The organism is Roseomonas sp. CCTCC AB2023176 (assembly GCF_042259275.1).
Classification (GTDB): Bacteria; Pseudomonadota; Alphaproteobacteria; order Acetobacterales; family Acetobacteraceae; genus Roseomonas.
Genome location: NZ_CP170086.1, coordinates 1,548,308 through 1,572,608 on the forward strand (window position 1 = coordinate 1,548,308; position 24,301 = coordinate 1,572,608).

The window sequence follows — 24,301 nt, forward strand, 5'->3', positions numbered from 1 at the left end:
ATGACCCACCTCTCCCGCCGTGATTCGTTCCGAGCCGCCGCCGGCCTGCTGATCGGCGTCGCCCTCTCGCCGCCCGCCCGTGCCCAGGCGCCCGCGGGTTCCGGCGCGGCCGCCATCCTGCGCGGAACCGGCGCGGCACCCGTCCTCGCCCCCAACGCTTTCGTCCGCGTCGGTGCCGACGACATGGTCACCGTCATCGTCAAGCACATCGAGTTCGGCCAGGGTCCCTTCACCGGCCTCGCCACCCTCGTCGCCGAGGAGATGGATGCCGACTGGTCCCGCATCCGCGCGGAGCACGCGCCGGCCGACGTCACGAAATACGCGAACGCGTTGATGGGCGTACAGGGCACTGGCGGCTCCACCGCCATCGCCAGTTCCTTCGAACCGATGCGGAAGGCGGGTGCCACGGCGCGCGCCATGCTCCTCCGCGCGGCGTCGGAGGCCTGGGGGCTGCCGCAGGACGCGCTGACGGTCGAGCGCGGCGTGATCCGCCACGCCGCGAGCAACCGCCAGGGCCGCTTCGGCGAGTTCGCGGAGGCCGCGTCGCGCCTTCCCGTTCCGGAGAACGTGCCGCTGAAGGACCCCGCCGCCTACCGCCTGATCGGCAAGGAAGGCACCGGCACGCCCCGCCGCCTGGACAGCGCCGCCAAGACCGACGGCAGCGCGACCTTCACGATGGACGTACATGAACCGGGGATGCTGACGGTCCTCGTCGCCCATCCCCCGCGCTTTGGCGCGACCGTCGCCACGCTCGACGATTCCGCCGCCCTTCGCGTGCTCGGCGTCGTCGCCGTGCGCCGCATCCCCTCCGGCATCGCAGTCTACGGCCAGGGCTTCTGGGCGGCACGCCAGGGCCGCGAAGCCCTGCGGATCACCTGGGACGAAAGCCGTGCCGAACGCCGCGGCAGCGAAGACCTGATCCAGGAGTACCGCACCCTCGCCCGCGCCACCGGACGCGTCGTGGGGGAACACGGCGACGTCGAAGCCGCGCTCGCCCGCGGCGGCCAGGTGGTCGAGGCCGAGTACGTCTTCCCCTTCCTCACCCACGCCCCGATGGAACCGCTGGACGGCTTCATGCGGTGGGACGGCACGCGGGCACAGGCGCGCTTCGGCAGCCAGGTGCAGACCCTCGACCAGGGCGCCATCGCCGCCGTCTTCGGCATCCCGATGGAGAACGTGGCGATCGAAACGCTGCTGGCCGGCGGCTCCTTCGGCCGCCGCGCGCAGACCACCGCCCACCTCGCGGCGGAACTGGCCGAATGCGCCAAGGCCATCGGGCCCGGCCGCCCCGTCAAGCTCGTCTGGACGCGGGAGGACGACATCCGCGGTGGCTACTACCGCTCCCTCATGCTGCACCGGATGCGCGGCACCGTGCGCGATGGCCGCATCGAGGCCTGGACCGACACCGTCGTCGGCCAGTCCATCATCAAGGGCTCACCCTTCGAGAGCGTCCTGATGCCGGAGGGCTACGACCCCACCTCGGTCGAGGGATCGCAGGAAATCCCCTACGCCGTCCCGAACTTCCGTTGCGACCTGCACACGACGGACACCGGCGTCCCCGTCCTCTGGTGGCGGTCGGTCGGCCACACCCATACCGGCTACGCCGTCGAGACCTTCGTGGACCAGTTGCTGGAACTGGCGGGCAAGGACCCCGTCGCCGGCCGGCTGGAGATGATGGACCGCGTTCCCCGTGCCGCCGGCGTCCTCCGCGCCGTCGCGCAGCTCGCCGGCTGGAACGGCCCCGGCCCCCACGGCGACCGCGCCCGCGGCGTGGCGGTGGTCGAGAGCTTCGGCACCTTCGTCGCCCAGATCGCCGAGGTCTCCCGCGGCGACGCGGCGGACGGCCCGCGTGTCCACAAGGTCTGGTGCGCCGTGGATTGCGGCGTCGCCGTGAACCCGGACGTCATCCGCGCGCAGATGGAAGGCGGCATCGGCTTCGGCCTGGGCCACGCCCTCTACGCCGAGGTCCCGCTGGTCGAAGGCCGCGTGGTCCCCAGCAACTTCGACGAATACCGCAGCCTCCGCATCAACGAGATGCCGGAGATCGAGGTCACGATCGTCGAGTCGCGCGAACCTCCGACCGGCGTCGGCGAGCCGAGCGTGCCGCCCATCGCCCCGGCCGTCGCGAACGCACTGGCGCGACTGACCGGCGAGCGGCAAAGGCGCCTGCCCTTCGTCCGCGCGGGCGTCGCCTGATGCGCGCGCGCTCGATCCTCGCCACCGTCGCGCTGCTGGCGGGCGCGGCGGTCGGGGCTACGGCCCTGATCCCGGAACAGGCCTCGGGCCAGGTGACCCAGGTCGCGGCGAGCACGCCCGCACCGGCGAACGCCCTCCGCGCCCCGTCCTCCTTCGACGGCATCGCGGACGCGCGCCAACGCTCCGTCGCCCTATTCACTGAGGCGGGCCGGGTCCTGCAGCACCCGCGCTGCGTGAACTGCCACCCCGCCGGCGACCGCCCGCTGCAGACCGACCGGATGCAGCTGCACCAGCCCGTCGTCCTGCGCGGCGCCGCGAATCACGGCATGCCCGGCATGGCCTGCAACACCTGCCACGGCCCGGCGAACTTCGACCCCGCCCGCGTCCCCGGCCACCCCGAATGGCACCTCGCCCCGCGCTCCATGGCGTGGCAGGGCCGCTCGCTCGGCCAGATCTGCGAGCAGATCAAGGACACGGGACGCAACGGCGGGAAGGACATGGCCGCGTTGCTGCACCACATGGCCGAGGACAGCCTCGTCGGCTGGGGCTGGAACCCCGGCCCGGGCCGCGAACCGGCACCCGGCACCCGGCACCCAGGCCGAATTCGGCGCCATCCTGCGCGCCTGGGCCGCGACCGGGGCGCATTGCCCCGCGCCGTAACCGGCCAAGGCGGCCGGGATCACCCGATCCCGGTCGCCCCGTCCAGCACCGTCCGGACGCGGCGGATCAGCGCTTCCCTGTTGTAGGGCTTGTTGATCACGTCGAACTCGTCCGCCGGGTCCTGCCCTCGCTCCGCCGCGATATGCGCCTGTCCCGTCGTCAGCAGCACCTTCATCTTCGGCCGCAACCGCTTCACCTCGCGCGCCAGCACCACGCCGTTGACGCCACCCGGCATGATCAGGTCGGTGAAGAGCAGGTCGAAGGCGTTCGTCCCGTTGATCCTCTCCAGCGCCTGCTTCGCGTCATGGGCGACCGTCACGCGGTAGCCCTGCTCCTCCAGCATGACGGCCGCGAGGCCCGCCACCTCCGGCCGGTCCTCGACGACCAGGATGCTTTCCGTCCCGCGCCGGTCGCTGGCCCGCGGGGCAGGGCGGGGCGCGGCGGGCGCCCGCTCGTCCGTCGCGGGGAACAGCATGTGCACCGTCGTGCCGCGCCCCGGCTCCGAATCCAGCCGCACCACGCCGCCCGACTGCCGCACGAAGCCGTAGACCATGGACAGGCCCAGACCCGTGCCGCGCCCTTCCTCCTTCGTGGTAAAGAAGGGCTCCATCACGCGCGCCAGCACGGCGGGGCTCATGCCCGTGCCCGTATCGGTCACGCTCACCGCGACGTGCGGCCCGGACAGCCCGGACAACGCCAGTTCTTCCTCCGTTGCGTTGCGCGTCTCGGCCACCAGCCGCCCGCCGCCGAGCCTCGCCATCGCGTCGCGGGCATTGATGACGAGGTTGAGCAGCGCGACCTCGGCCTGGTTCCGGTCCAGGCGGCAGTTCCACAGGTGGGGCGCCAGCCGCACCTCCAGCCGTGCCACGTCGCCCAGGGCGCGCTCGATCATCGTGCGCACGCTTTCCAGCAACTCGTTCAGGTTGACGACGGCACCTTCCAGCCGCTGCTTCCGCGCGAAGGCGAGCAATTGCTGGGTCAGCGTCGCCGCGCGGCTCGCCGCGGCGCGCGCCGCGCCCACGCCGCGCTTGAGCCGCACCGGATCGGGCGGGTCCCGGTCCAACCCGGTCTCCACCATCTCCAGGTAGCCGAGCATGACCTGCAGGAGGTTGTTGAAGTCATGCGCGATGCCGCCCGTGAGCTGCCCCAGCGCCTCCATCTTCTGCGACTGCCGCAGCGCCTCCTCCGCGTCGCGGCGGCGGGAGACGTCGAGTTGCGAGCCGAAGTAGTAGATCAGCTCCCCTTCCGGCGAGAACACGGGGCAGACGTAGAGGGCGTTCCAGAACGTCGAGCCGTCCTTCCTGTAGTTCAGGATCTCGACGGCGATCTCCTCGCAGTTCTCGACCGCACGCCGCACCTCGTCCAGCACGTCGCGGTCGGTCTCCGGCCCGTTCAGGAAGCGGCAGTTGCGCCCGACGACCTCGCCCTCCCCGTAGCCGGTCATGACCGTGAAGGCCGGGTTGCAGAACACGATGGGATTGTCGGGCTGCCGCGGATCCGTGACGGTCATCGGCATCCGCGTCGCCGCGACCGCGGCGTAGAAGATGTCGTCGCGATGCGTCAGCAGGTCCGTCGGGTCGGTGCCCGAGATCCGGATCCGCTCGTCCCGCGGCAGTCGCGGCTCATCTGCCGTCGCACCCCGCGTCTTGTCTTCGTCCTGTGCCATTGCAACGGCCGAACGACGCCGCTTCCGCTTCGTTTCAGTACGAACACGGACCTGTGTGCGGTGCAGCAAGCACAACGCGACGGGCACGGCGCACTCCCGAACCTTGCCTTTCCTGCCCGCGACGATCCGCGAGCGGCGGCGTCAGTCGCCGCCCGCCGCCCCGTTGCGGACGCGCACGAGCGTGAACAGCCCGATCGGCGCGCAGGGCTCGATCGCCTCCACGATCGCCGTCCCGTCCAGCAGGTCGGTCGTCGCGAAATCCGGGTGCCAGCCCAACACGCGCGCGAGCGGCGCCATCGCGCGTTCCACCCACCAACGCGGCCCGTCCTGCGCCGAGAAGTGGTTCACGAACAGCAGATGCCCGCCCGGTCGGACCACGCGCGACATCTCGGCGAAGAGCCGCTTCGCGTCGGGCACGACGCTGGCGGTGAACATGGCGACCGCGATGTCGAAGGACGCGTCGGCGAAGGCCATGCTCTCCGCGTCCATTTCCAGCAGCCCCTCGACGTGGGACAGGCGCTCGCCTGCGACGCGGTCGCGCGCCTTCTCCAGCATCTCCCGCGACAGGTCCACGCCGACGACGCGCTTGTCGCGGCGGTATTTCGGCAGCGCCAGGCCGGTGCCGACGCCGACCTCCAGCACCCGTGTACCGGGAAGCCCATTGACGGCCTCCACCGCGCGCCGGCGCCCGGGCGCGGAGACGCCGCCGAACACGGCATCGTACACGCCGGCCCAGCGGCGATAGGCCTCGCGGACCGAATCCGCATCGAGGACGGCGCGCTTGTGGTCGCGCAGGGGGTCTGCGCTCAGGAGGGGGCCCCTGCCCATGAATGGGATGTCCTGGTCGGAAGGCCGTGTGGCGCTAACGCAGCGGGGCCGCCAGCGCAAGCACAGAGGGTGTCAGGGGGTCGTGATCCCACGCGGATCAGCCCTGCCGGATCAGGCGGACGCGGCGGCCGTCCACGCCCAGGGCCAGCCGTCCCTCCCGCAGGGCCAGCGCGTCCTCCCCGAAGACCGTCCTGCGCCAGCCATGCAGGGCGGGCAGGTCTTCCGGCGCCTCGGATGCCAGGCGCTCGAGGTCATCCGACCCGGCCAGGAGCTTCGGCGCGACGTCGTGCTCCTCCGCCTTCGCGGCCAGCAGGACCTTCAGCAGCGCGACGAGGGCGGGGGATGCCGCCGGCCCCGAGCGTTCCCGCGGCGCCTCCGGCAGGGCCTCCTCCGGCAGGCCCTTCGCCTCCTCGATGGCGGCGAGCAGGGAGGCCCCGGACTTGCCCTTGGCGAAGCCCTCCGTCACGCCCCGCACCCGCGCCAGCCCCGCAGCGTCGGCCGGTGCGGTCGCCGCGACCTCCAGCAGCGATTCGTCCCGCAACAGCCGGCCCCGGGGAATATTGACCCGCTGCGCCTCCCTCTCCCGCCAGGCGGCGATGGCCCGCAGCACCCCGAGGAAGCGCCGGTTCCCCGTGCGGGGCCGCAGCCGCTCCCAGGCCCGCTCCGGCTCCGTCACGTAGCCCGCGGGGTCCATCAGGGCGGTCATCTCCTCCCGCACCCAGTCCAGCCGCCCTTCGCGCTCCAGCCGGTCCACCAGCGCGACATACACCTGCCGCAGATGCGTCACGTCCGCTGCGGCATAAGCGACCTGCGCCGCGGAGAGCGGCCGCGCCGACCAGTCGGAGAACCGGTGCGCCTTGTCGATCGCCGCCCCCGCCAGCGCCCGGACGAGACTGTCGTAGGAGGCCTGGTCCCCGAACCCCGCCACCATCGCCGCGACCTGCGTGTCGAAGACCGGCGCAGGCGTACGCCCGAACTTCAGCAGGAAGATCTCGATGTCCTGCCGGCAGGCGTGGAAGACCTTCACCACGCTCTCGTCGGCCAGCAGTGCCCCGAGCGGCGCGAGGTCCAGCCCCGGCGCCATCGCGTCCAGCACGATCGTGTCGGCCGCCCCGCCCAACTGCACGACGCAGAGCTCGGGCCAGTAGGTCCGCTCCCGCATGAACTCCGTGTCCACGGTCACGAAGGGCTCCTGCCGCAGCCGCTCGCAGACGGGGACGAGTTCCTCGGTCGTGGCGATCAGGACGGGGGTGGGGTGCGACTCGGGCGCGGGCCGGCGGGACATCGCCCCGCGTTTAGACCCGATCGGCCGCGGGCGGAAACGCCCCTTGGCCCGGAAGGCCCGCGGCGGCAGGGCCAAAGGGTCCCACCGCCGCGGTTGGGGGCGGCCGCGTCCCGGCCGCCCCCGCTCACGAAACGGCGCCGCTTACCGCAGGTCGAAGCGGTCCAGCTCCATCACCTTCACCCAGGCCGCCACGAAGTCGTGCACGAACTTCGCGTCGGCCCCGTCGGAGCCATACACCTCCGAGATCGCCCGCAACTGCGCGTTCGACCCGAACACGAGGTCCGCCCGCGTCGCCGTCCAGCGCTTCTCGTCGGTCTTGCGGTCATGCCCTTCGAAGACGTCGCTCGCCTCCGACACCGCCTTCCACTTGAGGCTCATGTCCAGCAGGTTGCGGAAGAAGTCCGTCGTCAGCGCGCCGGGCCGCTGGGTCATCACGCCGTAGTCCGTGCCACCCGCATTGGCCCCCATCGCGCGCATGCCGCCGACGACCACCGTCATCTCCGGCGCCGAGAGGTTCAGCAGCTGCGCCTTGTCCAGCAGCAACTCCTCCGCCTGCTCGGTCCGGCCGGGCCGCAGCCAGTTGCGGAACCCATCCGCCTCCGGCTCCAGCACCGAGAAGGACTCGACGTCCGTCTTTTCCTGCGTCGCGTCGGTGCGGCCCGGGCGGAAGGGCACGGTCACGTCGTGCCCCGCCTTCCGCGCCGACTCCTCCACCGCCGCGCAGCCGCCGAGGACGATCAGGTCCGCGAGCGAGACCCGCTTCCCGCCGGACTGCGCCGCGTTGAATTCGCCCTGGACCTTCTCGATCTGCGCGAGCGCCACGGCGAGCTTCTCCGGCTCGTTCACCGCCCAGTCCTTCTGCGGCGCCAACCGGATGCGCGCCCCGTTCGCCCCGCCGCGCTTGTCCGACCCGCGGAAGGAGGACGCCGAAGCCCAGGCTGTCAGCGCCAGTTGCTGCACCGTCAGGCCGGACGCCAGCAGCCGCTTCTTCAGATCCGCTGCGTCGGCGTCACTGATCAGCGGATGATCCACCGCCGGCACGGGGTCCTGCCACAGCAGTTCCTCCGCCGGCACCTCGTCGCCGACGAGGAGGCTGCGCGGTCCCATGTCGCGATGCGTCAGCTTGTACCAGGCCCGCGCGAAGGCATCAGCGAACTTGTCGGGGTTCGCATGGAAGTCGCGGGAGATCCTCTCGTAGGCCGGGTCCACGCGCAGTGCGATGTCCGTCGTCGCCATCATCGGCGCGTGGCGCTTCGAGGGATCATGCGCGTCGGGCACCTGGTCCGCCGCGGCGCCGTTCGCCGGCTTCCACTGCCAGGCGCCGGCCGGGCTCTTCGTCACCTCCCACTCAAAGCCGAAGAGATTGTCGAAGTAGCCGTTGTCCCACTTCGTCGGCTCTGCGGTCCATGCACCCTCGAGGCCGGAGGTGATGGCGTGCATCCCGTGCCCGTTGCCGTGGTCGTTCCGCCAGCCCAGGCCCTGCTCGACGATGTCGGCGCCCTCCGGCTCCTTGCCGACGAAGGTCTGCTCCGCCGCGCCGTGGCACTTGCCGAAGGTATGGCCGCCCGCGATGAGCGCGACCGTCTCCTCGTCGTTCATCGCCATGCGCCCGAAGGTCAGGCGGATGTCGTGCGCCGCCGCCGCAGGGTCAGGCCGCCCGTTCGGCCCCTGCGGGTTGACGTAGATAAGGCCCATCTCCGCCGCGGCCAGCGGGTAGTCCAACTCCCGCTTCTCCGAATACCGCTTGTCCGACAGCCACTCGTGCTCGGTGCCCCAGTACACGTCCTCCGGCGGCTCCCAGGCGTCCACGCGCCCGCCGCCGAAGCCGAACGTCTTGAAGCCCATATCCTCCATCGCGACGTTGCCCGCGAAGATGATCAGGTCGGCCCAGGACAGCCTCTCGCCGTACTTCTGCTTCACCGGCCACAGCAGCCGGCGCGCCTTGTCGATGTTGCCGTTGTCGGGCCAGGAATTCAGCGGCGCGAAGCGGATGGTGCCAGCGCCCCCGCCGCCGCGTCCGTCGGCCGTGCGGTAGGTTCCGGCGGAGTGCCACGCCATCCGGATGAACAGCGGCCCGTAATGCCCGTAATCCGCCGGCCACCATTCCTGCGAGGTGCGCATGACCGCGATCACGTCCTGGCGGACCGCATTCAGGTCGAGCGTCTTGAACGCCTCGGCGTAGTTGAACCGCTGCACCGGCCGGTACGGCTCGCCCATCGGGTCGGCCGCAGGGTGGTTCTGGTGCAGGATGTTGAGGCTCAGCCCGTTCGGCCACCAGTCGCGGTTGGATCGCCCGCCGTAGCTCGTGTAGCGCCGTCCCGGCTGGTGTGCGACCGGGCACTGCCCGACGCTCCGCGCTGCATCACCGTCCATGGTTTACCTCCCACTCCGAATCACGTCGCCGAACCACACCGGCATTCGGCACGCGACGGTCGCAACCCCGGATGCAACCGCGGATACAACCACGCGCGCGGCCGTGCAGACCGGCGAACGGCGTCGACGCTAGCGGCTCATCGGGGCGGAGCGGAAGCCCGATAATGTGGAGTCTTCATGATTTTCGCGCGGATCATCGGACTTGTCGTTCATTTCGATGGTCCGCGTCGATCATCCATCGTGAAGTCGCGATCCACTGCGCGACGGCGGCGCTTTCACGCGGCCGACGACGCGTCACTCGTCGCGACGGACCGGTAGGCGCGCAGCACCGCGGCGGGCGGGACGTCCCGCCCCGTTGCATCCACGAACCGCGTGCGCATGCCGCGTGCCGTCAGCACGCGCATCACCGACCACAGTTCCCGCGCCCGCTCCATCGCCTCGCGCGGCAAGGACGGAACCTCCACCCGAAGCAGCGGCGTGCCTTCCGCCAGGGCCCGCCGCAACGGGAAGGGCGAGGTCCCCGACAGGGACGCGATCTCCCGTGCGAGAGTCCGATCCTCGACGCGATCGGTCAGCAGCGCAAAGGCCATGGTACAGACGTTTCCCCGCGCCGCGGGTTGGTTCCGCTTGGCGCGGCGTCATGGGAGCGCAACGCGAACGCCGCGATCCAGCAGAATCCTTGCTGCACCGCGGCATGACCGCGCGCCCGATCACCCCGCGAGGCGCCGCAGCGGCGGCACGCAGAGCAGGAACGCCGCGCCCGCGAGCAGCAGCGGCGCCGTCACCGCCGCCCACCCGAACCCCGCCGCGAACGCGATGAGCAGCGGCCCCAGCGTGTTGCCGATGTTGTTGCACTGAACGACCAACCCCAGCGCCGGCGCCGTCAGAGCGGCGTCCGGCACGCTCCGCGGCACCATCGCGAAGAGAGAGGCCGGCACCATCCCGCCCACCCCGCAGGCCACCAGCGCGGCCGACGCCGACCACCACGCCGGCAGCAGGAAGGCCGCCATCGAACAGGCCGTCAGCACGACCACCGCCGCCGTCGCCAGCCCGCCCGGCGCATGCCCCCTTCGCATCGCCCAGCCCGCGGACAGATTCCCGACGATGTTCGCCGCCGAGGCCGCAGCCCCCGCGAAGCCCGCGAGCGACAGCGACAGCCCCCCGACCTGCACCAGACGCGACGGCAGGAACCCTATCAGCCCGACCCACAGCACCGTATAGGCCGCGAAGCACAGCGCGACGCGCAACGGTAGCCGCGCCCGGATCAGCGCCCGCAGCGGCACCGCCACGCGTCCCGGCGCACGCGGCGCCGCGTCCCGCGCGACAAGCGAAGCAACCGCGACGCCCGCGACCATCGGCAGCATCGCCGCAACACCCCAGGCCGTGCGCCAGCCAAATCCCTCGACGACCGGCGCCATCGCGAGGCCCAGCGCCGTGCCCGTCGGCATGAAGGTGCTCCAGGCCGCCATCGCGAGGCCGCGATCGCGGCCCACCGCGCGCTGCGCCACCAGCGCCGGCGCCGTCACGCTCACCGCGAGGAACCCCGCCCCCTCCACGAACCGCGCGGCGTAGAGCAGCCCGATCCCCGGCGCGACCGCCGCAACCAACCCCGCCGCCGTCATCGCGCCCAGCCCGCCCAGCAGCGCGTGATGCAACCCCGCGCGCGCCGCCACCGACCCCGCGAGCAGCCCCAGCACCGCCGCGAAGGCAGCGAAGACGGACATCAGCCCCGCCGCGCCGGCCAACCCCACCCCGAACTCCGCGGCCACCGGCAGCAGCACTGGCGCGACCTTGCCGACCTGCAGCGCGGCCGCCACGCCCGCGCCGACGAGCGCCGCAATGGCCGGCCAGTGCGTTCGTTCAGAGGAGGTCGAAATACTCGCGCTGCTCCCACTCCGACACCTCGGCCTCGAAGCGCGCGATCTCCTGCCGCTTGATGCGCAGGAACCAGTCCACGACGTCGCCCCCGATCGCCTCACGAGCCACGTCGCTCGCCTCCAGCGCCGCCAGGGCCTCGCCCAACGACCGCGGCAAGGTCTCCGCCGCATGTTCATAGGGCGCATCGACCGGCGGCCCCGGATCGATCCCGCGCGCGATCCCGTCCAGCCCGAAATGCAGCTGCGACGCCATGTAGAGGTACGGGTTCGCCGCCGGCTCCCCCACCCGGTTCTCCAGGCGCGTCGCCGGATCGCCCGGCCGCCCGAGCGCCCGCACCATCACGCCGCGGTTGTCCATCCCCCAGACCGCCCGGTCCGGCGCCAGCGACAGCGGTCGGTAGCGCCGGTACCCGTTCAATGTCGGCGTCGAGAACGCCGCCCCCGCCCGCGCGTGCCGCAGCAACCCACCGAGATACTGGCGGGCCGTCGCGCTCAACACTGTCCCACCCTCGCCCGCGAAGGCATTGCGTCCGTCGCGCGTCAGCGACTGATGCAGGTGCCACCCCGACGACATCACGTTGGGAATGCGCGGCCGGCACATGAAGGTGGCGTGGTACCCGTGGCGACGCGCGACCTGCTTCACCGCGTTGCGGAACAGCACGACGTTGTCGGCCGACTCCGTGGCCTCCCGCGCCTCGAAGGTGAACTCGACCTGCGAGGGCCCGTACTCCACCTCCAGGCTCCGCAGCGGCAGGCCCAGCCCCTGCACGGCCGCGCGAAGCACCTCCAGCACCGGGTCCAGCGCGTCGTAGCGCCACTCCGTCAGGTAGTTGTAGCCCTGCGTCAGCAGCGACACCTCCGGCGGCGTCCCCGGCTGCCCCGCATCCTCAGGCGCCAAGTGCGGGTCCACCAAGCGGAACAGGTGGAACTCCAACTCGACGCCGGTCACGAAACCGAACCCCATTCCCGCAGCGCGGGCCACGGCCCGCCGCAGCACACCGCGCAGGTCGGGCACGGCGCGACCGTCCGCGAAGACGCCGTCGCACAGCACCCAGCCCGTGTGCGGCGCCCAGGGCAGCACGCGGAAGGTCGCGGGGTCCGGCAGCAGCCAGAAATCGGCGGCCCCCTGCATCTCCGCCATGCCCATCCCCGCGCCGGCGGAAAACACCGGCCAGGCCGTGCGGTGCGCGGTGTCCTTCAGCAGCAGCGTCGTCGTCACCGCGACGCCGTCACGCAACGCGCGCAGCAGGTCCGCCGCGACCACCGTCTTCCCCCGCGTGACCCCGTGCTGATCGGCCCAGACGAGCCGGACGACGCCGATCCCGTCCGCCTCCGCACGCCGCACGACCTCCGCCGCGCGCCGGTCCCGTTCGCCCCCGGCGAAGCCCGCGCGCTCGGCGAGCGTCCCGTCCGCCGCCGTCACTCCGCCGCCAGCGCCGGCGCGCCCCAGGGCGCCGCATGGCGACGGCGCGCCACGGCGTCCCGCCAATGCGCCTGCCACCGCTCCGCGGGCGCCATCCCGTCGATCGTCGCCGGTCCCGTCAGCCCCGCGGCCTCCGGCGTCGCCATCAGCGGCGCGCGCCCTTCCTCCAACGCCTCCATCGCGCGCAGCAGCAGCCGCCGGTTCGCGGCAATCGCCTTGTCCGTCGAGGCCAGGTGCTCCTTCGTGCGGTCCTGGATCGCGCCCATGGATTCCACCGCCCATTGGTCGTGGACGTTGATGTCCATCCCCATGCCCGTATAGGTCGCCGTCTCCTGCTCGTGCGGATCGAAGCCGTAGTTGTTCTGCGCGCCCTTCTTGGGCACGTAGTCCGGCAGCGAATAGGCCTCTAGCCGGTCGCGCCGCATCTTCGCGTGGTCCACCGGCTCCGCGAAGGAGGTGAAGATCGCGACCCAGTAGCAGCGCGTGTCGTCCACCGGCACGTGCCACTGCGTGATCGTCATCGTCGGGCTCATCGGGATCACGAAGGCCTGCGGGAAGTACAGGTTGGTGATCCGCACATGCGTGACGGTGTCGCTGACGGTCCGCAGCGCCGTCAGACGCAGCCCCCAATCCGCGTTCTCCACCTCGATCCGGGGGCGCGCGTATTCCCGCATCACGTAGGTCATCGGCAGGTCCGAGCCATCCGAATTCGCACGGAACTGCACGCCGTAACTGTCCTTGCCGTCCCCGTCATCGAAGAACCGGTGCAGGAAGGACGCGTGCGCCGGGTCGATCCCGACCTCCAGCGCCTGCAGCCAGTTGCAGGAGATCAGCCCCTTGAAGGCGAAGACGTGGCTCTCCGGCGCCACGAAGCAGTCGAAGGCGGGAAAAGCCGGCGCCTCGCCCTGCCCCAGATACGCCCAGACGATCCCCGACCGCTCCGTCACCGCGTAGGACCGCGTGCGCACCCGCGTGTGCAGGGTGGTCCCCTCCGGCTCCCCCGGCGTCTCGAGGCAGCGCCCGTCATGGGCGAAGAGCCAGCCGTGGAAGGGGCAGCGCAGCCCGCCATCCTCCAGCCGCCCGTATGCCAGGTCCACGCCACGATGCGGGCAGCCCCGGTCGATCAACCCCAGCCGCCCTTCGTCGTCCCGGAACAGGACGAGGTCCTCGCCCAGCACCCGCACGGGACGCACGGGCCGGGGCCCCTCCATCTCCTCCCGCAGCGCGATCGGCTGCCAGTAGCGGCGCAGCAACGCCCCGCCCGGGGTGCCCGGCCCCACCTGGGTCAGGCGGCGGTTCATCTCGGCGGTGATCATGGCGGGCGACCTCCGGCAACGGCGCCGCCATCCTGCGGCCCGAAGGCCGGCTCGTCACGCCCCGTTCAACCGCGTGCCGAACGCCCCGGGCGGCGCGCCGCGCGCTTCCCGACGCCGCCTCCGGGCCCGTTCCGAGACGCATGTCGTCCGCGGGAGCGAGTGCACGACGCCGGTGGAGCAGCGGCCCGGCCGCCCGAAGCGGCTCCGCACCCGTGCGTTCCGCCCTCCCGCGCGTCAGGTCCGTACGCGGTGCAGCCGGCGCATGATGAGAGGGACACCCCCTCCTCCCCGACGGCAACCCGCTTGTCCGCATCCCGCGGCACGGGCACGCGCAGCCGGGCAAGGTGCCGCAGGATCAAGACCGCCAGCCCCGCCCCCGACAGCTCCTGCACCGCCCCGTCGGCCCGGGTGACCCGCAGCATCTGGCGCGGGACGTCGAGCAGAACGCCCCCGGGCGCCAGCGCGCCGTCCCGCGAGACCGCCTCGGCCAGGGCCTCGCGCTCCAGGCGAATCACGCGTTCTTCCGTCACGGCCATGCCTGCGCCTTACCCGGGCACTCCTTGCCGCTCCCCTACTGCCCGTTCCCCCCGCATGGCCGGGGCGCGCCGCCCCACCTCCCGCCCGCCGCCGATCCGTCCTATCCCAGCCATACGCCGGAGACCCGCCCATGCTCGCGCGCCCGAACCGGGCCGGCCTCATCGCCGCCCTCGACACCCACGACCCCGCCACCGCCGAGCGCTGGGCCACCGCCCTCGCCCCCCATGTCGGCGTGGTGAAGATCGGCCTCGAGCTCTTCGTCGCCTGCGGCCCGGCGACCGTCGCCCGCATCGCGCGCCACCGCCCCGTCTTCCTCGACCTGAAGTTCCACGACATCCCCAACACCGTCGCCGGCGCCGTCCGCTCGGCCTGTGCCCTCCGCCCCGCGATGCTCACGATCCACGCCGCCGGCGGCCCCGCGATGATCGCCACGGCACGCGCCGCGGCCGAGGATGCCGCGGGCCCGGACCGCCCGGCCATCCTCGCGGTCACCGTCCTCACCAGCACCGACGCCGCGACGCTGGCCGAGACCGGCGTCGCCGGCGGTCCCGCCCAGCAGGTCCTCCGCCTCGCCCGCCTGGCGCTCGACGCCGGCGCCGACGGCCTGGTCTGCGCCCCGCCCGAGGTGCCGCTGATCCGCGCGGCACACGGCGCACAGCCGCTCCTCGTCGTCCCCGGCGTCCGCCCCGCCGGGAGCGCGAGGGGCGATCAGTCCCGCGTCGCGACGCCGGAGGAAGCCGTGGCCGCCGGCGCCGACTGGCTCGTCATCGGCCGCCCCATTACCGCTGCAACCGACCCCGTCGCCGCCGCGGCCGCCATCGCGGCCACCCTCGCCGCATGAACGCCCGCCCCGTCGTCAAGATCTGCGGGATCACCACCGCCGAGGGCCTGGGCGCCGCGGTCGCCGCCGGCGCCGACATGATCGGCCTCGTCTTCTTCCCGCCCTCCCCACGGCATCAGGCGCCCGATGCGGCCGCCGCGCTCGCCGCCCGCGCCCCGGCGCCCAGCGCCGGCGGCCCGCTCCGCGTCGGCCTCTTCGTGGACCCGACCGACGACGAGATCGCGGCCGTGCTGGCGGCCCTCCCCCTCCACATCCTCCAGCTCCACGGCTCGGAACCCCCGGAACGCCTGGCCGCCCTCCGGACCCGCTTCGGCCTCCCCTTGATGAAGGCGATCGGCATCGCCGTCCCCGCCGACCTCGACGCCGTGGACGCCTACGCTCCCGTCGCCGACCACCTGTTGCTGGATGCCAAGCCCCCGCCCGACGCGACCCGCCCCGGCGGCAACGCCGGCTCCTTCGACTGGTCGCTCCCCGCGACCCGTCCCATCCCCCGCCCCTGGCTCCTCGCCGGCGGCCTCACGCCGGACAACGTCGCGGAAGCCCTTCGCATCTCCGGCGCTCCCGGCGTGGACGTCTCCTCCGGGGTCGAGCGGAGCCGCGGGGTGAAGGATCCCGCGCTGGTCCAGCGCTTCGTCGAGGCCGCGATCCTTGGCTGACGCCCGGCCGCGCCGCCCGGCTTCGGCCAGGCGCCCGTACGATTCGGTCTTGCAACGTCGCCTGGGCTGACCATTCTATCTCGATGAGCGACGCCCCGCAGAATGCGACGGCCCCGCATGCGCCAGGCCCTCCGACCCTCTTGCCGCTTCCCAGGCCAACCGCCGCGGCGGGCCAGCACGCGCGACTGCCGCCGCGGGAAACCGCGAACCTCATCCGCTCGGTCCAGGCCCTCCGCCTCTTCGCCGAGGCGCATGGCCACGTCGAGGCCGAGCTCCTCGTTCGCGAACTGCTGGCCGAGGTGACGGCCCGAGGCTGAGGACCAAGGCTGAGAACCAAAGCGGAGGAGTGACTTCCTCCCCTCGACGCGCCGCGCGAAGGGACGCAGGAGGCGGGGCCACGGCAGGAGGCCCAACCGCATGCCCAGCGTCATCCCGGAGGCCCTCGCCGCCTTCGTCGCCGCGCTCAACCGCGCCGCCGGCCTGCCGGAGGCCGATGCCGCCCTCGTCGCCGACAGCCTCGTCCGCGCCGACCTCTGGGGTCATTCCTCGCACGGCGTGATGCGCGCCCCCTGGTACCTCGACCGCGTCCGCGCCGGGACCATGCGCCCGGTCACGCAGCCCGAACTCGTCGCGGATGCCGGCGCCATCGCCGTCCTGCACGGTCATGACGGCGTGGGCCAGGTCATCGCGAAGCGCGCGATGGACGAGGCGGTCGCGCGTGCCCGGAAGCATGGCGTCGGCGTCGTCTCCGTCCGCGAATCGAACCACCACGGCGCGCTCGGATACTTCACGCGCATGGCGGCGGAACAGAGCTGCATCGGGATGCTCGTCGCCAACGGCTCCCCCGCCATGGCGCCCTGGGGCGGCCGGAAGAAGGTCGTCGGCAACAATCCCTGGTCCATCGCCGCGCCCGCCGGCCGCCACGCGCCGCTGATGCTCGACATCGCCAACACCGCCGTCGCGCGGGGCAAGATCTTCCTCGCCCGTCAGAAGGGCCTGCCGATCCCCGGGGAATGGGCGCTGGACTCCGAAGGCCGCCGCACCAACGACCCCGTCGCCGCCCTCGCCGGCGTGCTGCTCCCCATGGCCGGGCACAAGGGCTACGCCATCTCCGCGATGATGGACGTCCTGGCCGGGGGCCTGTCAGGTTCGGGCATGCTCACCGAGGTGAACGGCCCCTACCAGGCGGAGAAGCGCTCGCGCTCCGGTCACTTCGTCATGGCGCTGGACGTCGCGGCCTTCGGCCCACGCGACGCCTTCGAGCGCCGGATGGAGGCGATGATCGCCGAACTGAAGGCCACGCCGCGCATCGAGGGCGTGGACGACATCCTCTACCCCGGCGAGCTCGAAGCCCGGAACGAGGAACGCCACCGACGCGACGGCCTGCACCTGCCGGCGAAGACGATCGAGGACCTTGCGGCCGAGGCCGGCCGTTGGAACGTGCCCTTGCCCGCCTGGGCCGCCTGATCAGGGCCGGCGCGTCAGCCCGACGGGCCGGTCTCGCTGTCGCCAGCGTCGTCGAACCCCAACGCCCGCAACGCCGCCACCGATTGCGCCGCTGTGACGTGGTGCACGAAATCCCCGCCCGCCGCCTCCCACCCCGCGCGGGCCGAGGCGCGGTCGTCCACCAGAACGTGCCCCGGCCCCGACCAGCGCGGCTTGTCGCGGCTCATGCAGGTGATGACCAGCGTCTCGGCGCCGAGCACGCGCGCGACCCAGCGCCGCTTCTGCTCCGGCGCCCAGTCGCCGAGCGGCAGGCCCGTCAGGATCATCGGCCGGTGCGGCGCGCAGAAGCGCCACAGAGCCTCCGCATCCCCCATCGTCTCCAGCGTGTTGAAGAAGTCCGGCGCCTGCGCGAGCGCCGCCCACATCCGCTTCAGCGGCAGTCCCGCCGGATCCCGTCCCGTCACCGCGCGCACGCCGCGGTCGAAATCCGCGAGCACCCCGTCGAGGTCGAGGTAGAGCTGCCGTCGCCGCGCCATCACGTCGCGCCGCCGAGGCGGGTCAGCCCCCGCCGGAGGCCACGCGCGCGCCGGCCATGGCCGTTCGCCCGGCCTGACCCCCGCACCCCGTCGGAAGCAGGAACCCTCACGCCTCGCGCCTCAGCCCGCGCAGCCAGTCCCGCAACGCCCGCTGCTCCTCGACCCACTCGCCTGGCCCCTCCAGCACCGCACCGAGCGCCACCAGTTCCGCCGCCATGTCCACGTCGGCGAGCGTCGCGGCCCGCGCCGCCGCCCCCGTGCGGCGCCAGCGCCGCCAGGAACCGCGCGGCCGTGTCGTCCCGGGAATAGGCGACGCCCGTCCAGACCGCGTCCGGCACCGGGGCCCGTCCGCCAAAGAGCCAGAACCCGCCATCCTCCGCCGGCCCGATCACGTAGGGCGACGCGTCCAGCGCCCGGACCGCGTCGCGCAGCAATCCCGGCGTCACCTGCGGCGCATCGGCCCCGATCAGGATCGCCCGCCCGTGCCGTTCCAGCAGCGCGGCGTAGATCGCGGCCATCCGCTCCCCGAGCCCGCCCTCGCCCTGCGGCAGGGTGGGCAGTCCCGCCCATTCGGGATGCGCCAGCGCCTCCGCCTCCGCGACCGCCCAGTAGGGCGCCACCGCATCGCCCGCCGCCAGCGCCGCCGCCCGGACGGAGGCCGCCGCCAGCCGGTAGAAGCGCAGCGTCGCCTCCGCCCCCAGCGTCGCCGCCAGCCGCGTCTTCAGCGGCGACAGGCCCGGCGTCTTCACGAAGATGCCGATGCCGGCCCGGCCGTCCTTGACGCCCGCCGTCCGGCCCGTCGCGCCGCTCACGCCCGGCGCCCCGCCCGCCGCATCGCGCGCCACGCACGCCAGGCCTGCACCGCCGTCAGCCGCACGTGCAGCCAGGTCGTCGGTCCCCACCCCTTCCGCGCGTATTTCCGCGCGGAGGTCGAGAGCGTCGCGCCGACCCGCCGCAGCGGCAGCCCCGCCCCGCGCGCCGCCCAGACCAGCAGGTGATCCTCCCCGTAAGGCGCCGCCTCGTCGTAGCCGCCGAGCCGCGCGAAATCCGCCGCCCGGATCACGAAGCCCTGGTCCCCGAACGGGATGCCGAGCCAGGCGGAGCGCAGGTTCGCCCCCGCCGCATTCACCCGCGTCAGCGCCGGCCCATCCCGGAACCGCAGCCCGAACCAGCCGAGCGCCGGCTCCCCGCGCCCGGTGAACGCGCCCAGGGCAGCGATCGCCCGCGCGTCCAGCCGCGTATCGGCATGCAGGAACCACAGCCACTCCCCGCGCGCCTCCCGCGCGCCGAGGTTCATCTGCCGCGCCCGCCCCCGCCCCGATGTCACCTCCCGAAAGGCGATCCCCTCGGGCCAAGCGCCTGGCCGCGCCCGCGCCGCGCCGCCCGACCGGACGACGATCACCTCGCTCCCCGCCGGCAGGTGGCGCAGCGCTTCCAGCAGCGGCCCCTCCTCGGTCTCGTCGGGGGCGAGGGGGACGATGACGGAGAGCACCGCCGCACCATAGTCCGGCCGCGGCGCCCCGCGTAGAACGGGCCGCACAGGAAGCCACCGGCCATCGCGACGATCCTCCTCCTCGGCGCGGGCCACGCGCACCTCCACGTGCTGCGCCACGCCGCCCGCCTGCACGCGCGCGGCCACGCGGTCACCTGCGTTGCGCCCAATCCCTTCTGGTATTCCGGCCTCGCGACCGGCGTGCTGAACGGGGAGCGCGCGCCCGCCGAGGACCAGGTGGACGTGGCCGCGCTCTGCGCCCGCCACGGCGTCCGCTTCGTCCAGGCCGAGCTGATGGCCCTCGACCGCCCCGCCCGCCGCACGCATCTGACCGACGGCACGACCGAGCCCTACGACGTCCTCTCCCTCGCCCTCGGCAGCCGAATCGAGGCCCCGCCCTTCGAGGGACCGGGCATCTTCCCCGCCAAGCCCATCGCCTCGCTCCTCGCCCTCCGCCCGCACCTCGAGGCGATCTTCGCCGGCGGCTCCCCCGCACGCGTCGTCGTCGCCGGCAGCGGCGTCACCGGCTGCGAGATCGCCGCCAGCGTCGCCGGCCTCGCCACCCGCCGCCGCGCGCGGGCCGAGGTCACGGTCCTCGGCGGCCCGCCGCTGCGGCAATGGCCCGACCGGATCGCCCGCCGCGTCACCCGCCTCCTCACCGACCGCGGGGTCGCCTTCCGCCCGGGCCACCTCATCGCCGCCGCCCACGGCACGGCGCAGATCGACACCGGCGCGCTGCCCTACGACGCCCTGGTCCTCGCCACGGGCCTCCGTCCGCCGCCCGTCCTGCGCGCCCTCGACCTGCCCCTCTCGCCCGACGGCGCCCTGACCGTGGACGCCCACCTCCGCTCCCCCGCTGACCCGCGGGTCCACGGCGCCGGTGACTGCATCGCCTTCGAGGGCGAACCCCTCCCCCGCGCCGGCGTCTTCGCCGTGCGGCAGGCCCCGACCCTCCTCCACAACCTCCTCGCCGTTGCCGAGGGCACGCCGGCCCGCCGCTACCGCCCGCGCCGACCTTACCTCTGGATCATGAACCTCGGCGACGGCACGGGCTTCGCCGGCGTCGGTCCCCTGCACTGGCATGGCCGCTCCGCGCTGGCCCTGAAGGATCGCCTGGATCTGTCCTTCCTGCGGCGCCACTCGGCCTGAGCGGGGGCCGCCCTCGTCCAGTCGCCTTCCGGGAGGGTGGGTCCGGTGGCCCCCGGGGAGGGCAACGCCCGTCTCCCGCAGCAACAGGCGCAACACCGTCCGGGAGGCGACCGGACGAGCGAGAACCACGTTCAGGGCGCCCCGACCGGCCGCCTCACCCGTCCCGAATCGTCGCGCACCGCCCGGCCCCGCACCTCCTCCTCCGGCACCCGCGTCATCGCGTTCAGCACCCACGGCAGCGCCGCCATGCCGAGGATCAGCGCCCGGTTCCAGGGGCGTATCCCCGGCACCAGCAGCCCCATCGCCGCGATCAGCCCGCCGTGCAGGTTCGCCACCCGCACGTGCTGCCGCAGGCTCATCCAGCCTAGCAGCGTCCGCGGCGGGTAGTCCGTCGTCAGCATCGCCGTGCCCTCGACGGCGCCGACCATCAGGATGAGCGTCGCCGCCACCGGGTCACGCCGCGCCATCAGCAGCGCCGCCAGGGCGGTCCCCGGCGGAACGAAGGTGTCGAAGCGCCGGTGCGCCCTCGGCGACAGGAGCTTGGGCAGGAGACCGGCCATGGGACCTTCCGGGACGAAGCGGACGACGAACGCCGGCACCCCGCCGCGGTTCTCGGCCGAGCCCCCGCGCGCATCGCCGACGGCACGGCGGACACGCGCCTGACACACCGACATCCTTTCTCGTGACCGCCCCCCGCGTATCCCCACCCCGCCCCCGCGCGTAATGCAGGTTATGGATGGCGGCATGACCACCCCGACGGCCGACCCGGCCACCGCGAAGCGCCGTCCGGCGCTCGCGCGCGCCTGGCCGCTGCTGCTCATCCTCGCGGGCCTCGCGGCCGCCTACGCCCTCGGCCTCCACCGGGAACTCACCTTCGAATCCCTTGCCGCTCGCCAGACCCAGCTCCGCGCCTGGATCGAGGCCCATGGGACCCTCGCCCCCATCGCATACGGTCTTGCCTACGCCGCGGCCGTCGCACTCTCCCTTCCCGGCGCGGTCGTCATGACGATGGCCGGGGGCTGCTGTTCGGCACGGCCCTCGGCGGCACCGCGGCCATCCTCGGCGCCACCACCGGAGCCGTCCTCGTCTTCCTCGCCGCGCGCTACGCCCTCGCCGACTGGCTGGAAGCCCGCTTCGGCCGCCTCCTCTCCCGGATCCGGCCGGGTCTCCAGCGCGACGGCTTCTCCTACCTCCTCGCCCTCCGCCTCCTCCCGCTCCTGCCCTTCTGGCTCGTGAACCTGGCCCCCGCGCTGATGGGGATGCGCCTCCGCACCTTCGCCGCCGCCACGGCGATCGGCATCATCCCCGGCTCCTTCGTCTTCGCCTCCGTCGGCGCCGGGATCGGCGGGATCCTCGCGGATGGGCGCCGCCCCGACCTCTCCGTCATCCTTCAGCCTTCCGTCCTGCTGCCGCTTCTCGGCCTGGCGCTGCTGGCCCTGGCGCCGGTCGCCTACCGGCACTGGAAGGGGCGCCGCGGCAGCCTGGCGGGCGATGCGTGAGGCAGGCCACGCGTCCGGGGCCGTGAGGACGGCGGCCCAGGACGCGGTGTTCCGCCGCGAGGGCCTGGACGCGAGCCGGATTCCCCGCCCCAGGCCGCGGCAGCGCCACTGCATCGTAGCGGAGCATCCAGGGGGTGAAGCCGCCCGGAATCGCCCGCCCAAGGCGGATCGGGTCGAGTGGGGACCCACGCGGGGCAGCATCGGCGGGGCCCGCACGGAACCGGGGTGGCGGCGCGTGGCCAACGGCGCCGGGGCCGCGTAGACCGCGGCCGGTCAGCGGCCTGCGGACGGGGGGACCGGCGCGTGCGGATCGGGATCGTCGGTGCGGGGATCGCGGGCCTGGCAACCGCCGCCTTCCTCGCGCGCGACGGGCATGCGGTGGAGGTGCTGGAGCGCGCGGAACGGCCGAGCCCGATGGGCGCGGGGCTGCTCCTGCAGCCGCCAGGCGCGCGGGTGCTGGCGGAGCTCGGCGTGCTGGAAGGGGTCGCCGCCGTCGCCTCCCGCATCACGCGGCTGGAGGCGCGGACGCCCGGCGGCCGGACGCTGCTCGACCTGGATTACGGCCTCCTCGCCCCCGGGCTGCACGGGCTGGGCCTGGCCCGGGCCGCGATTTGGTCCGCGGTGCTGGGCGCGGCCGAACGATCGGGGGCCGTTCTGATGCCCGGAAGGTCTGTCGCCCACGTGCGGGACGGGGAGGCACCCGTGGCGAGGCTGGAAAACGGGGAGGAGAGGACCTACGACCTCCTCCTCGTCGCGGCGGGGACGCACACGGCGCTGCGGGCGGCGGCACAGTCCCGCCTGTATCCCTGGGGCTGCCTGTGGACGACGGTCGCGCTGCCGCCGGACTGGCCCGGGCACGTCCTTGGGCAGCGCTGCGTCGGGACCGGGGTGATGCTCGGAGTCCCGCCGACCGGTGTCGCCGAGGGCCGCTGCATCGGCGCCTTGTACTGGAGCGTCCGGAACGACCGCATGGCCTCCTGGCACCGGGCGCCGCTGGCCGATTGGCACGCCGCGGTCGCCCGCGCCTGGCCGGAGGCGGAAGCCCTGGTGGCGGACCTGCCGCGGGAGGCGCTGAACCACGCGACCTACCGCGACGTCTGGGCGGATCCGCCGCATGGCCAGCGCGTCCTGCTGATCGGCGACGCTGCGCACGGGACCTCGCCGCAACTGGGGCAGGGAACGACGCAGGCACTGCGGGACGCGGTGGCGCTGCGCGACGCTCTCCGCGCCGAGGGGCCGGTGCCGGACCGGCTGCGCGCGTATTGGGCGATGCGGCGGGGCCGGACGGCCTACTACCGCCGGGCCAGCCGCGCGCTGACGCCGGTCTTCCAGTCAGCCCTCCCCGGCCTCGGGGCCCTGCGCGACGTCTTCGCGGGGCCGGTGGGACGGATCGGCTTCGTGCGGCGGCAGGCGCTCCTCACCCTCGTCGGGGCGAAGACGGGGGTGTGGTCGGCCGATCCGGTGGGCTGAGCCGGAACGACCTTTCCGCGGGATGGCCCGCGCGACATCGTGCGGGGAATGTGGATCGTCTTCCCCGTCCTGCCCCTGCCCGTCCTGGCCTTGTTGGCCTGGCCCGCCCTGGCGCAGACGCCGGAGGAACCGCCGCTGCATGCCGGTTCCGCCCCGTCGCGCTACGAGGTCCGGCGCGCGGGGGAGGATGCCTATGCCTTCACTGTGCGCAACCTGCGCTACGAAACCTTCGGCGCCTTCGACGGCGAGAGGTCCTCCCCGCGCCTGCTGACGGTCGTCACCGACACGACGGTCCGGACGGACTCGGAGGGGACGGAGGGCCGCGTTTCCGTGACCCTGGACGACCTCTCGGGCCCGCAGCCCCGGCACCTCGCCACATTTGAGGACCCGGGGAGCGAGGGCACACGCTTCGGCGACCGGCACTTCGTCACGGTGCAGTACGGCTGCTGCGCCGCGCCGAACCTCTTCCGCCTGCGGTTCCTGCCCACCGGGGCGCCTCTCTACCGGGCGACGGGGCCGGTGCCGACGGGGACCTCGGCCTTCCTCGAGGCGCCCAATGCCCGCGCCGCGCTGCGCCGCTGGGCGGCCTTCGATGCCGGGCTCGAGCCGCCGGCGCCCGGCACGCTCGGCATCCTGGCCTACGGCGGCGACGGCGGCCCCGTGCAGCGCCTGCGGCTGCGGCTGGAGGGCGTGACGGAGGAGGCCTTCGACGAGGCCTTCCTCGGCCTCGCGCATGGTGGGACGCTCGCCTGGGTGCAGCCGGGGCAGGAGCCGGGGTCCGGACGACCCTCCTGGCCCGTGCAGATCTGGGTGCTGAACGGCGGCCGGCCCGCGGCAGCGATCGGCGGATTCGCGTTGCGCCTGTCGGACGGGGACGGGAGGCCGGTGGCGGAGATTCCCGTCCTGGCAGACCGGCTGGTGCCGGAGGGCGCCACCCTCGCGCCGGGCTACGCGCTCCTCCCGGAGCCGCTCACCGCCCCTTAAACCGCTGTCCCGCCGCTGTTTCCAGTGACCCGGCCGTGGTTTCGCGCGCGCGCAATCATTATGTACG

General features: G+C 73.5%; 22 protein-coding genes. 10 read left to right on the forward strand and 12 right to left on the reverse strand.

Features of this window, described 5'->3' with window-relative positions; translation table 11 throughout:
* The gene (locus tag ACE7GA_RS07770) at positions 1-2,196 is read left to right on the forward strand and encodes a molybdopterin cofactor-binding domain-containing protein (RefSeq protein WP_376097977.1); all 2,196 of its coding nucleotides are present in this window, start codon (positions 1-3) and stop codon (positions 2,194-2,196) included.
* Positions 2,196-2,942: a hypothetical protein gene (locus tag ACE7GA_RS07775; protein WP_376097980.1), complete on the forward strand. Its 747-nt coding sequence runs from the start codon at positions 2,196-2,198 to the stop codon at positions 2,940-2,942. Before ACE7GA_RS07770 ends, ACE7GA_RS07775 begins: the two co-directional genes overlap by 1 nt.
* Here ACE7GA_RS07775 and ACE7GA_RS07780 read toward each other — a convergent pair.
* From ACE7GA_RS07780 to ACE7GA_RS07815, 8 genes are all read right to left on the reverse strand, one after another.
* On the reverse strand, positions 2,876-4,522 hold the full coding sequence (locus tag ACE7GA_RS07780) for a histidine kinase famiy protein (RefSeq protein WP_376097983.1): 1,647 nt from the start codon (positions 4,520-4,522) through the stop codon (positions 2,876-2,878). The genes ACE7GA_RS07775 and ACE7GA_RS07780 overlap by 67 nt on opposite strands.
* A gap of 141 nt (positions 4,523-4,663) precedes the next feature.
* The gene (locus ACE7GA_RS07785; protein ID WP_376097986.1) at positions 4,664-5,350 is read right to left on the reverse strand and encodes a class I SAM-dependent methyltransferase; all 687 of its coding nucleotides are present in this window, start codon (positions 5,348-5,350) and stop codon (positions 4,664-4,666) included.
* Between the two features lie 97 nt (positions 5,351-5,447).
* Positions 5,448-6,635: a ribonuclease D gene (rnd, locus tag ACE7GA_RS07790; protein WP_376097989.1), complete on the reverse strand. Its 1,188-nt coding sequence runs from the start codon at positions 6,633-6,635 to the stop codon at positions 5,448-5,450.
* A gap of 141 nt (positions 6,636-6,776) precedes the next feature.
* On the reverse strand, positions 6,777-9,008 hold the full coding sequence (katG, locus tag ACE7GA_RS07795) for a catalase/peroxidase HPI (protein ID WP_376097992.1): 2,232 nt from the start codon (positions 9,006-9,008) through the stop codon (positions 6,777-6,779).
* A 275-nt stretch (positions 9,009-9,283) separates the two neighbouring features.
* Entirely contained in the window at positions 9,284-9,598 is a 315-nt protein-coding gene (locus ACE7GA_RS07800; RefSeq protein ID WP_376097995.1) for a hypothetical protein, read from the reverse strand.
* Positions 9,599-9,718: 120 nt separating this feature from the next.
* Positions 9,719-10,825 carry a CynX/NimT family MFS transporter gene (locus ACE7GA_RS07805; RefSeq protein WP_376097998.1) on the reverse strand — a complete coding sequence of 369 codons (1,107 nt, stop codon included), beginning with the start codon at positions 10,823-10,825 and terminating at the stop codon, positions 9,719-9,721.
* A gap of 43 nt (positions 10,826-10,868) precedes the next feature.
* On the reverse strand, positions 10,869-12,308 hold the full coding sequence (locus ACE7GA_RS07810) for a glutamine synthetase family protein (protein WP_376098001.1): 1,440 nt from the start codon (positions 12,306-12,308) through the stop codon (positions 10,869-10,871).
* Positions 12,305-13,624 carry a Rieske 2Fe-2S domain-containing protein gene (locus ACE7GA_RS07815; protein ID WP_376098004.1) on the reverse strand — a complete coding sequence of 440 codons (1,320 nt, stop codon included), beginning with the start codon at positions 13,622-13,624 and terminating at the stop codon, positions 12,305-12,307. Before ACE7GA_RS07815 ends, ACE7GA_RS07810 begins: the two co-directional genes overlap by 4 nt.
* 667 nt (positions 13,625-14,291) lie before the next feature.
* Between ACE7GA_RS07815 and pyrF the strand changes: the two genes are divergently transcribed.
* The 4 genes from pyrF (at position 14,292) to ACE7GA_RS07835 (ending at position 17,125) form a co-directional block, all read left to right on the forward strand.
* Complete coding sequence (pyrF, locus tag ACE7GA_RS07820; protein ID WP_376098007.1) at positions 14,292-15,002, forward strand: orotidine-5'-phosphate decarboxylase; 711 nt, start codon at positions 14,292-14,294, stop codon at positions 15,000-15,002.
* Positions 14,999-15,658: a phosphoribosylanthranilate isomerase gene (locus tag ACE7GA_RS07825; protein ID WP_376098010.1), complete on the forward strand. Its 660-nt coding sequence runs from the start codon at positions 14,999-15,001 to the stop codon at positions 15,656-15,658. Before pyrF ends, ACE7GA_RS07825 begins: the two co-directional genes overlap by 4 nt.
* An 83-nt stretch (positions 15,659-15,741) precedes the next feature.
* Positions 15,742-15,975 (forward strand): hypothetical protein, encoded by a 234-nt coding sequence (locus ACE7GA_RS07830; protein WP_376098013.1) that lies wholly within the window; start codon positions 15,742-15,744, stop codon positions 15,973-15,975.
* A 100-nt stretch (positions 15,976-16,075) separates the two neighbouring features.
* On the forward strand, positions 16,076-17,125 hold the full coding sequence (locus ACE7GA_RS07835) for an Ldh family oxidoreductase (protein ID WP_376098016.1): 1,050 nt from the start codon (positions 16,076-16,078) through the stop codon (positions 17,123-17,125).
* 14 nt (positions 17,126-17,139) lie between these two features.
* Here ACE7GA_RS07835 and ACE7GA_RS07840 read toward each other — a convergent pair whose 3' ends face one another.
* The 3 genes from ACE7GA_RS07840 to ACE7GA_RS07850 are packed head-to-tail and all read right to left on the reverse strand — an operon-like array spanning position 17,140 to position 19,279.
* Positions 17,140-17,640 carry a hypothetical protein gene (locus ACE7GA_RS07840; protein ID WP_376098019.1) on the reverse strand — a complete coding sequence of 167 codons (501 nt, stop codon included), beginning with the start codon at positions 17,638-17,640 and terminating at the stop codon, positions 17,140-17,142.
* A complete protein-coding gene (locus ACE7GA_RS07845; RefSeq protein ID WP_376098022.1) occupies positions 17,640-18,485 on the reverse strand; it encodes a DUF2064 domain-containing protein in 846 nt (281 codons plus the stop codon). The genes ACE7GA_RS07840 and ACE7GA_RS07845 overlap by 1 nt, the downstream gene beginning before the upstream one ends.
* Complete coding sequence (locus ACE7GA_RS07850) at positions 18,449-19,279, reverse strand: glycosyltransferase family 2 protein (RefSeq protein ID WP_376098025.1); 831 nt, start codon at positions 19,277-19,279, stop codon at positions 18,449-18,451. The genes ACE7GA_RS07845 and ACE7GA_RS07850 overlap by 37 nt, the downstream gene beginning before the upstream one ends.
* On the opposite strand from ACE7GA_RS07850, the gene ACE7GA_RS07855 reads away from it, so the two are divergent.
* Positions 19,241-20,281, forward strand: a complete 1,041-nt coding sequence (locus tag ACE7GA_RS07855; protein WP_376098028.1) for an NAD(P)/FAD-dependent oxidoreductase — start codon at positions 19,241-19,243, stop codon at positions 20,279-20,281. The genes ACE7GA_RS07850 and ACE7GA_RS07855 overlap by 39 nt on opposite strands.
* 131 nt (positions 20,282-20,412) lie before the next feature.
* Here the strand turns inward: ACE7GA_RS07855 and ACE7GA_RS07860 are convergent, their stop codons facing one another.
* Positions 20,413-20,841 carry a hypothetical protein gene (locus ACE7GA_RS07860; protein ID WP_376098031.1) on the reverse strand — a complete coding sequence of 143 codons (429 nt, stop codon included), beginning with the start codon at positions 20,839-20,841 and terminating at the stop codon, positions 20,413-20,415.
* Positions 20,842-21,336: 495 nt separating this feature from the next.
* On the opposite strand from ACE7GA_RS07860, the gene ACE7GA_RS07865 reads away from it, so the two are divergent.
* The 3 genes from ACE7GA_RS07865 (at position 21,337) to ACE7GA_RS07875 (ending at position 24,234) form a co-directional block, all read left to right on the forward strand.
* Positions 21,337-21,780, forward strand: coding sequence for a TVP38/TMEM64 family protein (locus ACE7GA_RS07865; RefSeq protein WP_376100159.1), 444 nt, complete (start codon positions 21,337-21,339; stop codon positions 21,778-21,780).
* 303 nt (positions 21,781-22,083) lie between these two features.
* Positions 22,084-23,250 (forward strand): FAD-dependent oxidoreductase, encoded by a 1,167-nt coding sequence (locus ACE7GA_RS07870; protein WP_376098034.1) that lies wholly within the window; start codon positions 22,084-22,086, stop codon positions 23,248-23,250.
* Positions 23,251-23,298: 48 nt separating this feature from the next.
* Positions 23,299-24,234, forward strand: coding sequence for a hypothetical protein (locus tag ACE7GA_RS07875; RefSeq protein WP_376098037.1), 936 nt, complete (start codon positions 23,299-23,301; stop codon positions 24,232-24,234).
* The last annotated feature ends 67 nt before the right edge of the window (positions 24,235-24,301 follow it).

What these genes read in the sequence shown, in the direction of transcription:
- ACE7GA_RS07775 (WP_376097980.1), top strand. Translation starts at nt 2,196, where the DNA reads ATGCGCGCGCGCTCGATCCTCGCCACCGTCGCGCTGCTGGCGGGCGCG.
- ACE7GA_RS07860 (WP_376098031.1), bottom strand. Translation starts at nt 20,841, where the DNA reads ATGGCCGGTCTCCTGCCCAAGCTCCTGTCGCCGAGGGCGCACCGGCGC.
- ACE7GA_RS07815 (WP_376098004.1), bottom strand. Translation starts at nt 13,624, where the DNA reads ATGATCACCGCCGAGATGAACCGCCGCCTGACCCAGGTGGGGCCGGGC.
- ACE7GA_RS07800 (WP_376097995.1), bottom strand. Translation starts at nt 9,598, where the DNA reads ATGGCCTTTGCGCTGCTGACCGATCGCGTCGAGGATCGGACTCTCGCA.
- ACE7GA_RS07875 (WP_376098037.1), top strand. Translation starts at nt 23,299, where the DNA reads ATGTGGATCGTCTTCCCCGTCCTGCCCCTGCCCGTCCTGGCCTTGTTG.
- ACE7GA_RS07835 (WP_376098016.1), top strand. Translation starts at nt 16,076, where the DNA reads ATGCCCAGCGTCATCCCGGAGGCCCTCGCCGCCTTCGTCGCCGCGCTC.
- ACE7GA_RS07825 (WP_376098010.1), top strand. Translation starts at nt 14,999, where the DNA reads ATGAACGCCCGCCCCGTCGTCAAGATCTGCGGGATCACCACCGCCGAG.
- ACE7GA_RS07785 (WP_376097986.1), bottom strand. Translation starts at nt 5,350, where the DNA reads ATGGGCAGGGGCCCCCTCCTGAGCGCAGACCCCCTGCGCGACCACAAG.
- ACE7GA_RS07780 (WP_376097983.1), bottom strand. Translation starts at nt 4,522, where the DNA reads ATGGCACAGGACGAAGACAAGACGCGGGGTGCGACGGCAGATGAGCCG.
- katG (WP_376097992.1), bottom strand. Translation starts at nt 9,008, where the DNA reads ATGGACGGTGATGCAGCGCGGAGCGTCGGGCAGTGCCCGGTCGCACAC.
- ACE7GA_RS07840 (WP_376098019.1), bottom strand. Translation starts at nt 17,640, where the DNA reads ATGGCGCGGCGACGGCAGCTCTACCTCGACCTCGACGGGGTGCTCGCG.
- ACE7GA_RS07770 (WP_376097977.1), top strand. Translation starts at nt 1, where the DNA reads ATGACCCACCTCTCCCGCCGTGATTCGTTCCGAGCCGCCGCCGGCCTG.
- ACE7GA_RS07830 (WP_376098013.1), top strand. Translation starts at nt 15,742, where the DNA reads ATGAGCGACGCCCCGCAGAATGCGACGGCCCCGCATGCGCCAGGCCCT.
- pyrF (WP_376098007.1), top strand. Translation starts at nt 14,292, where the DNA reads ATGCTCGCGCGCCCGAACCGGGCCGGCCTCATCGCCGCCCTCGACACC.
- rnd (WP_376097989.1), bottom strand. Translation starts at nt 6,635, where the DNA reads ATGTCCCGCCGGCCCGCGCCCGAGTCGCACCCCACCCCCGTCCTGATC.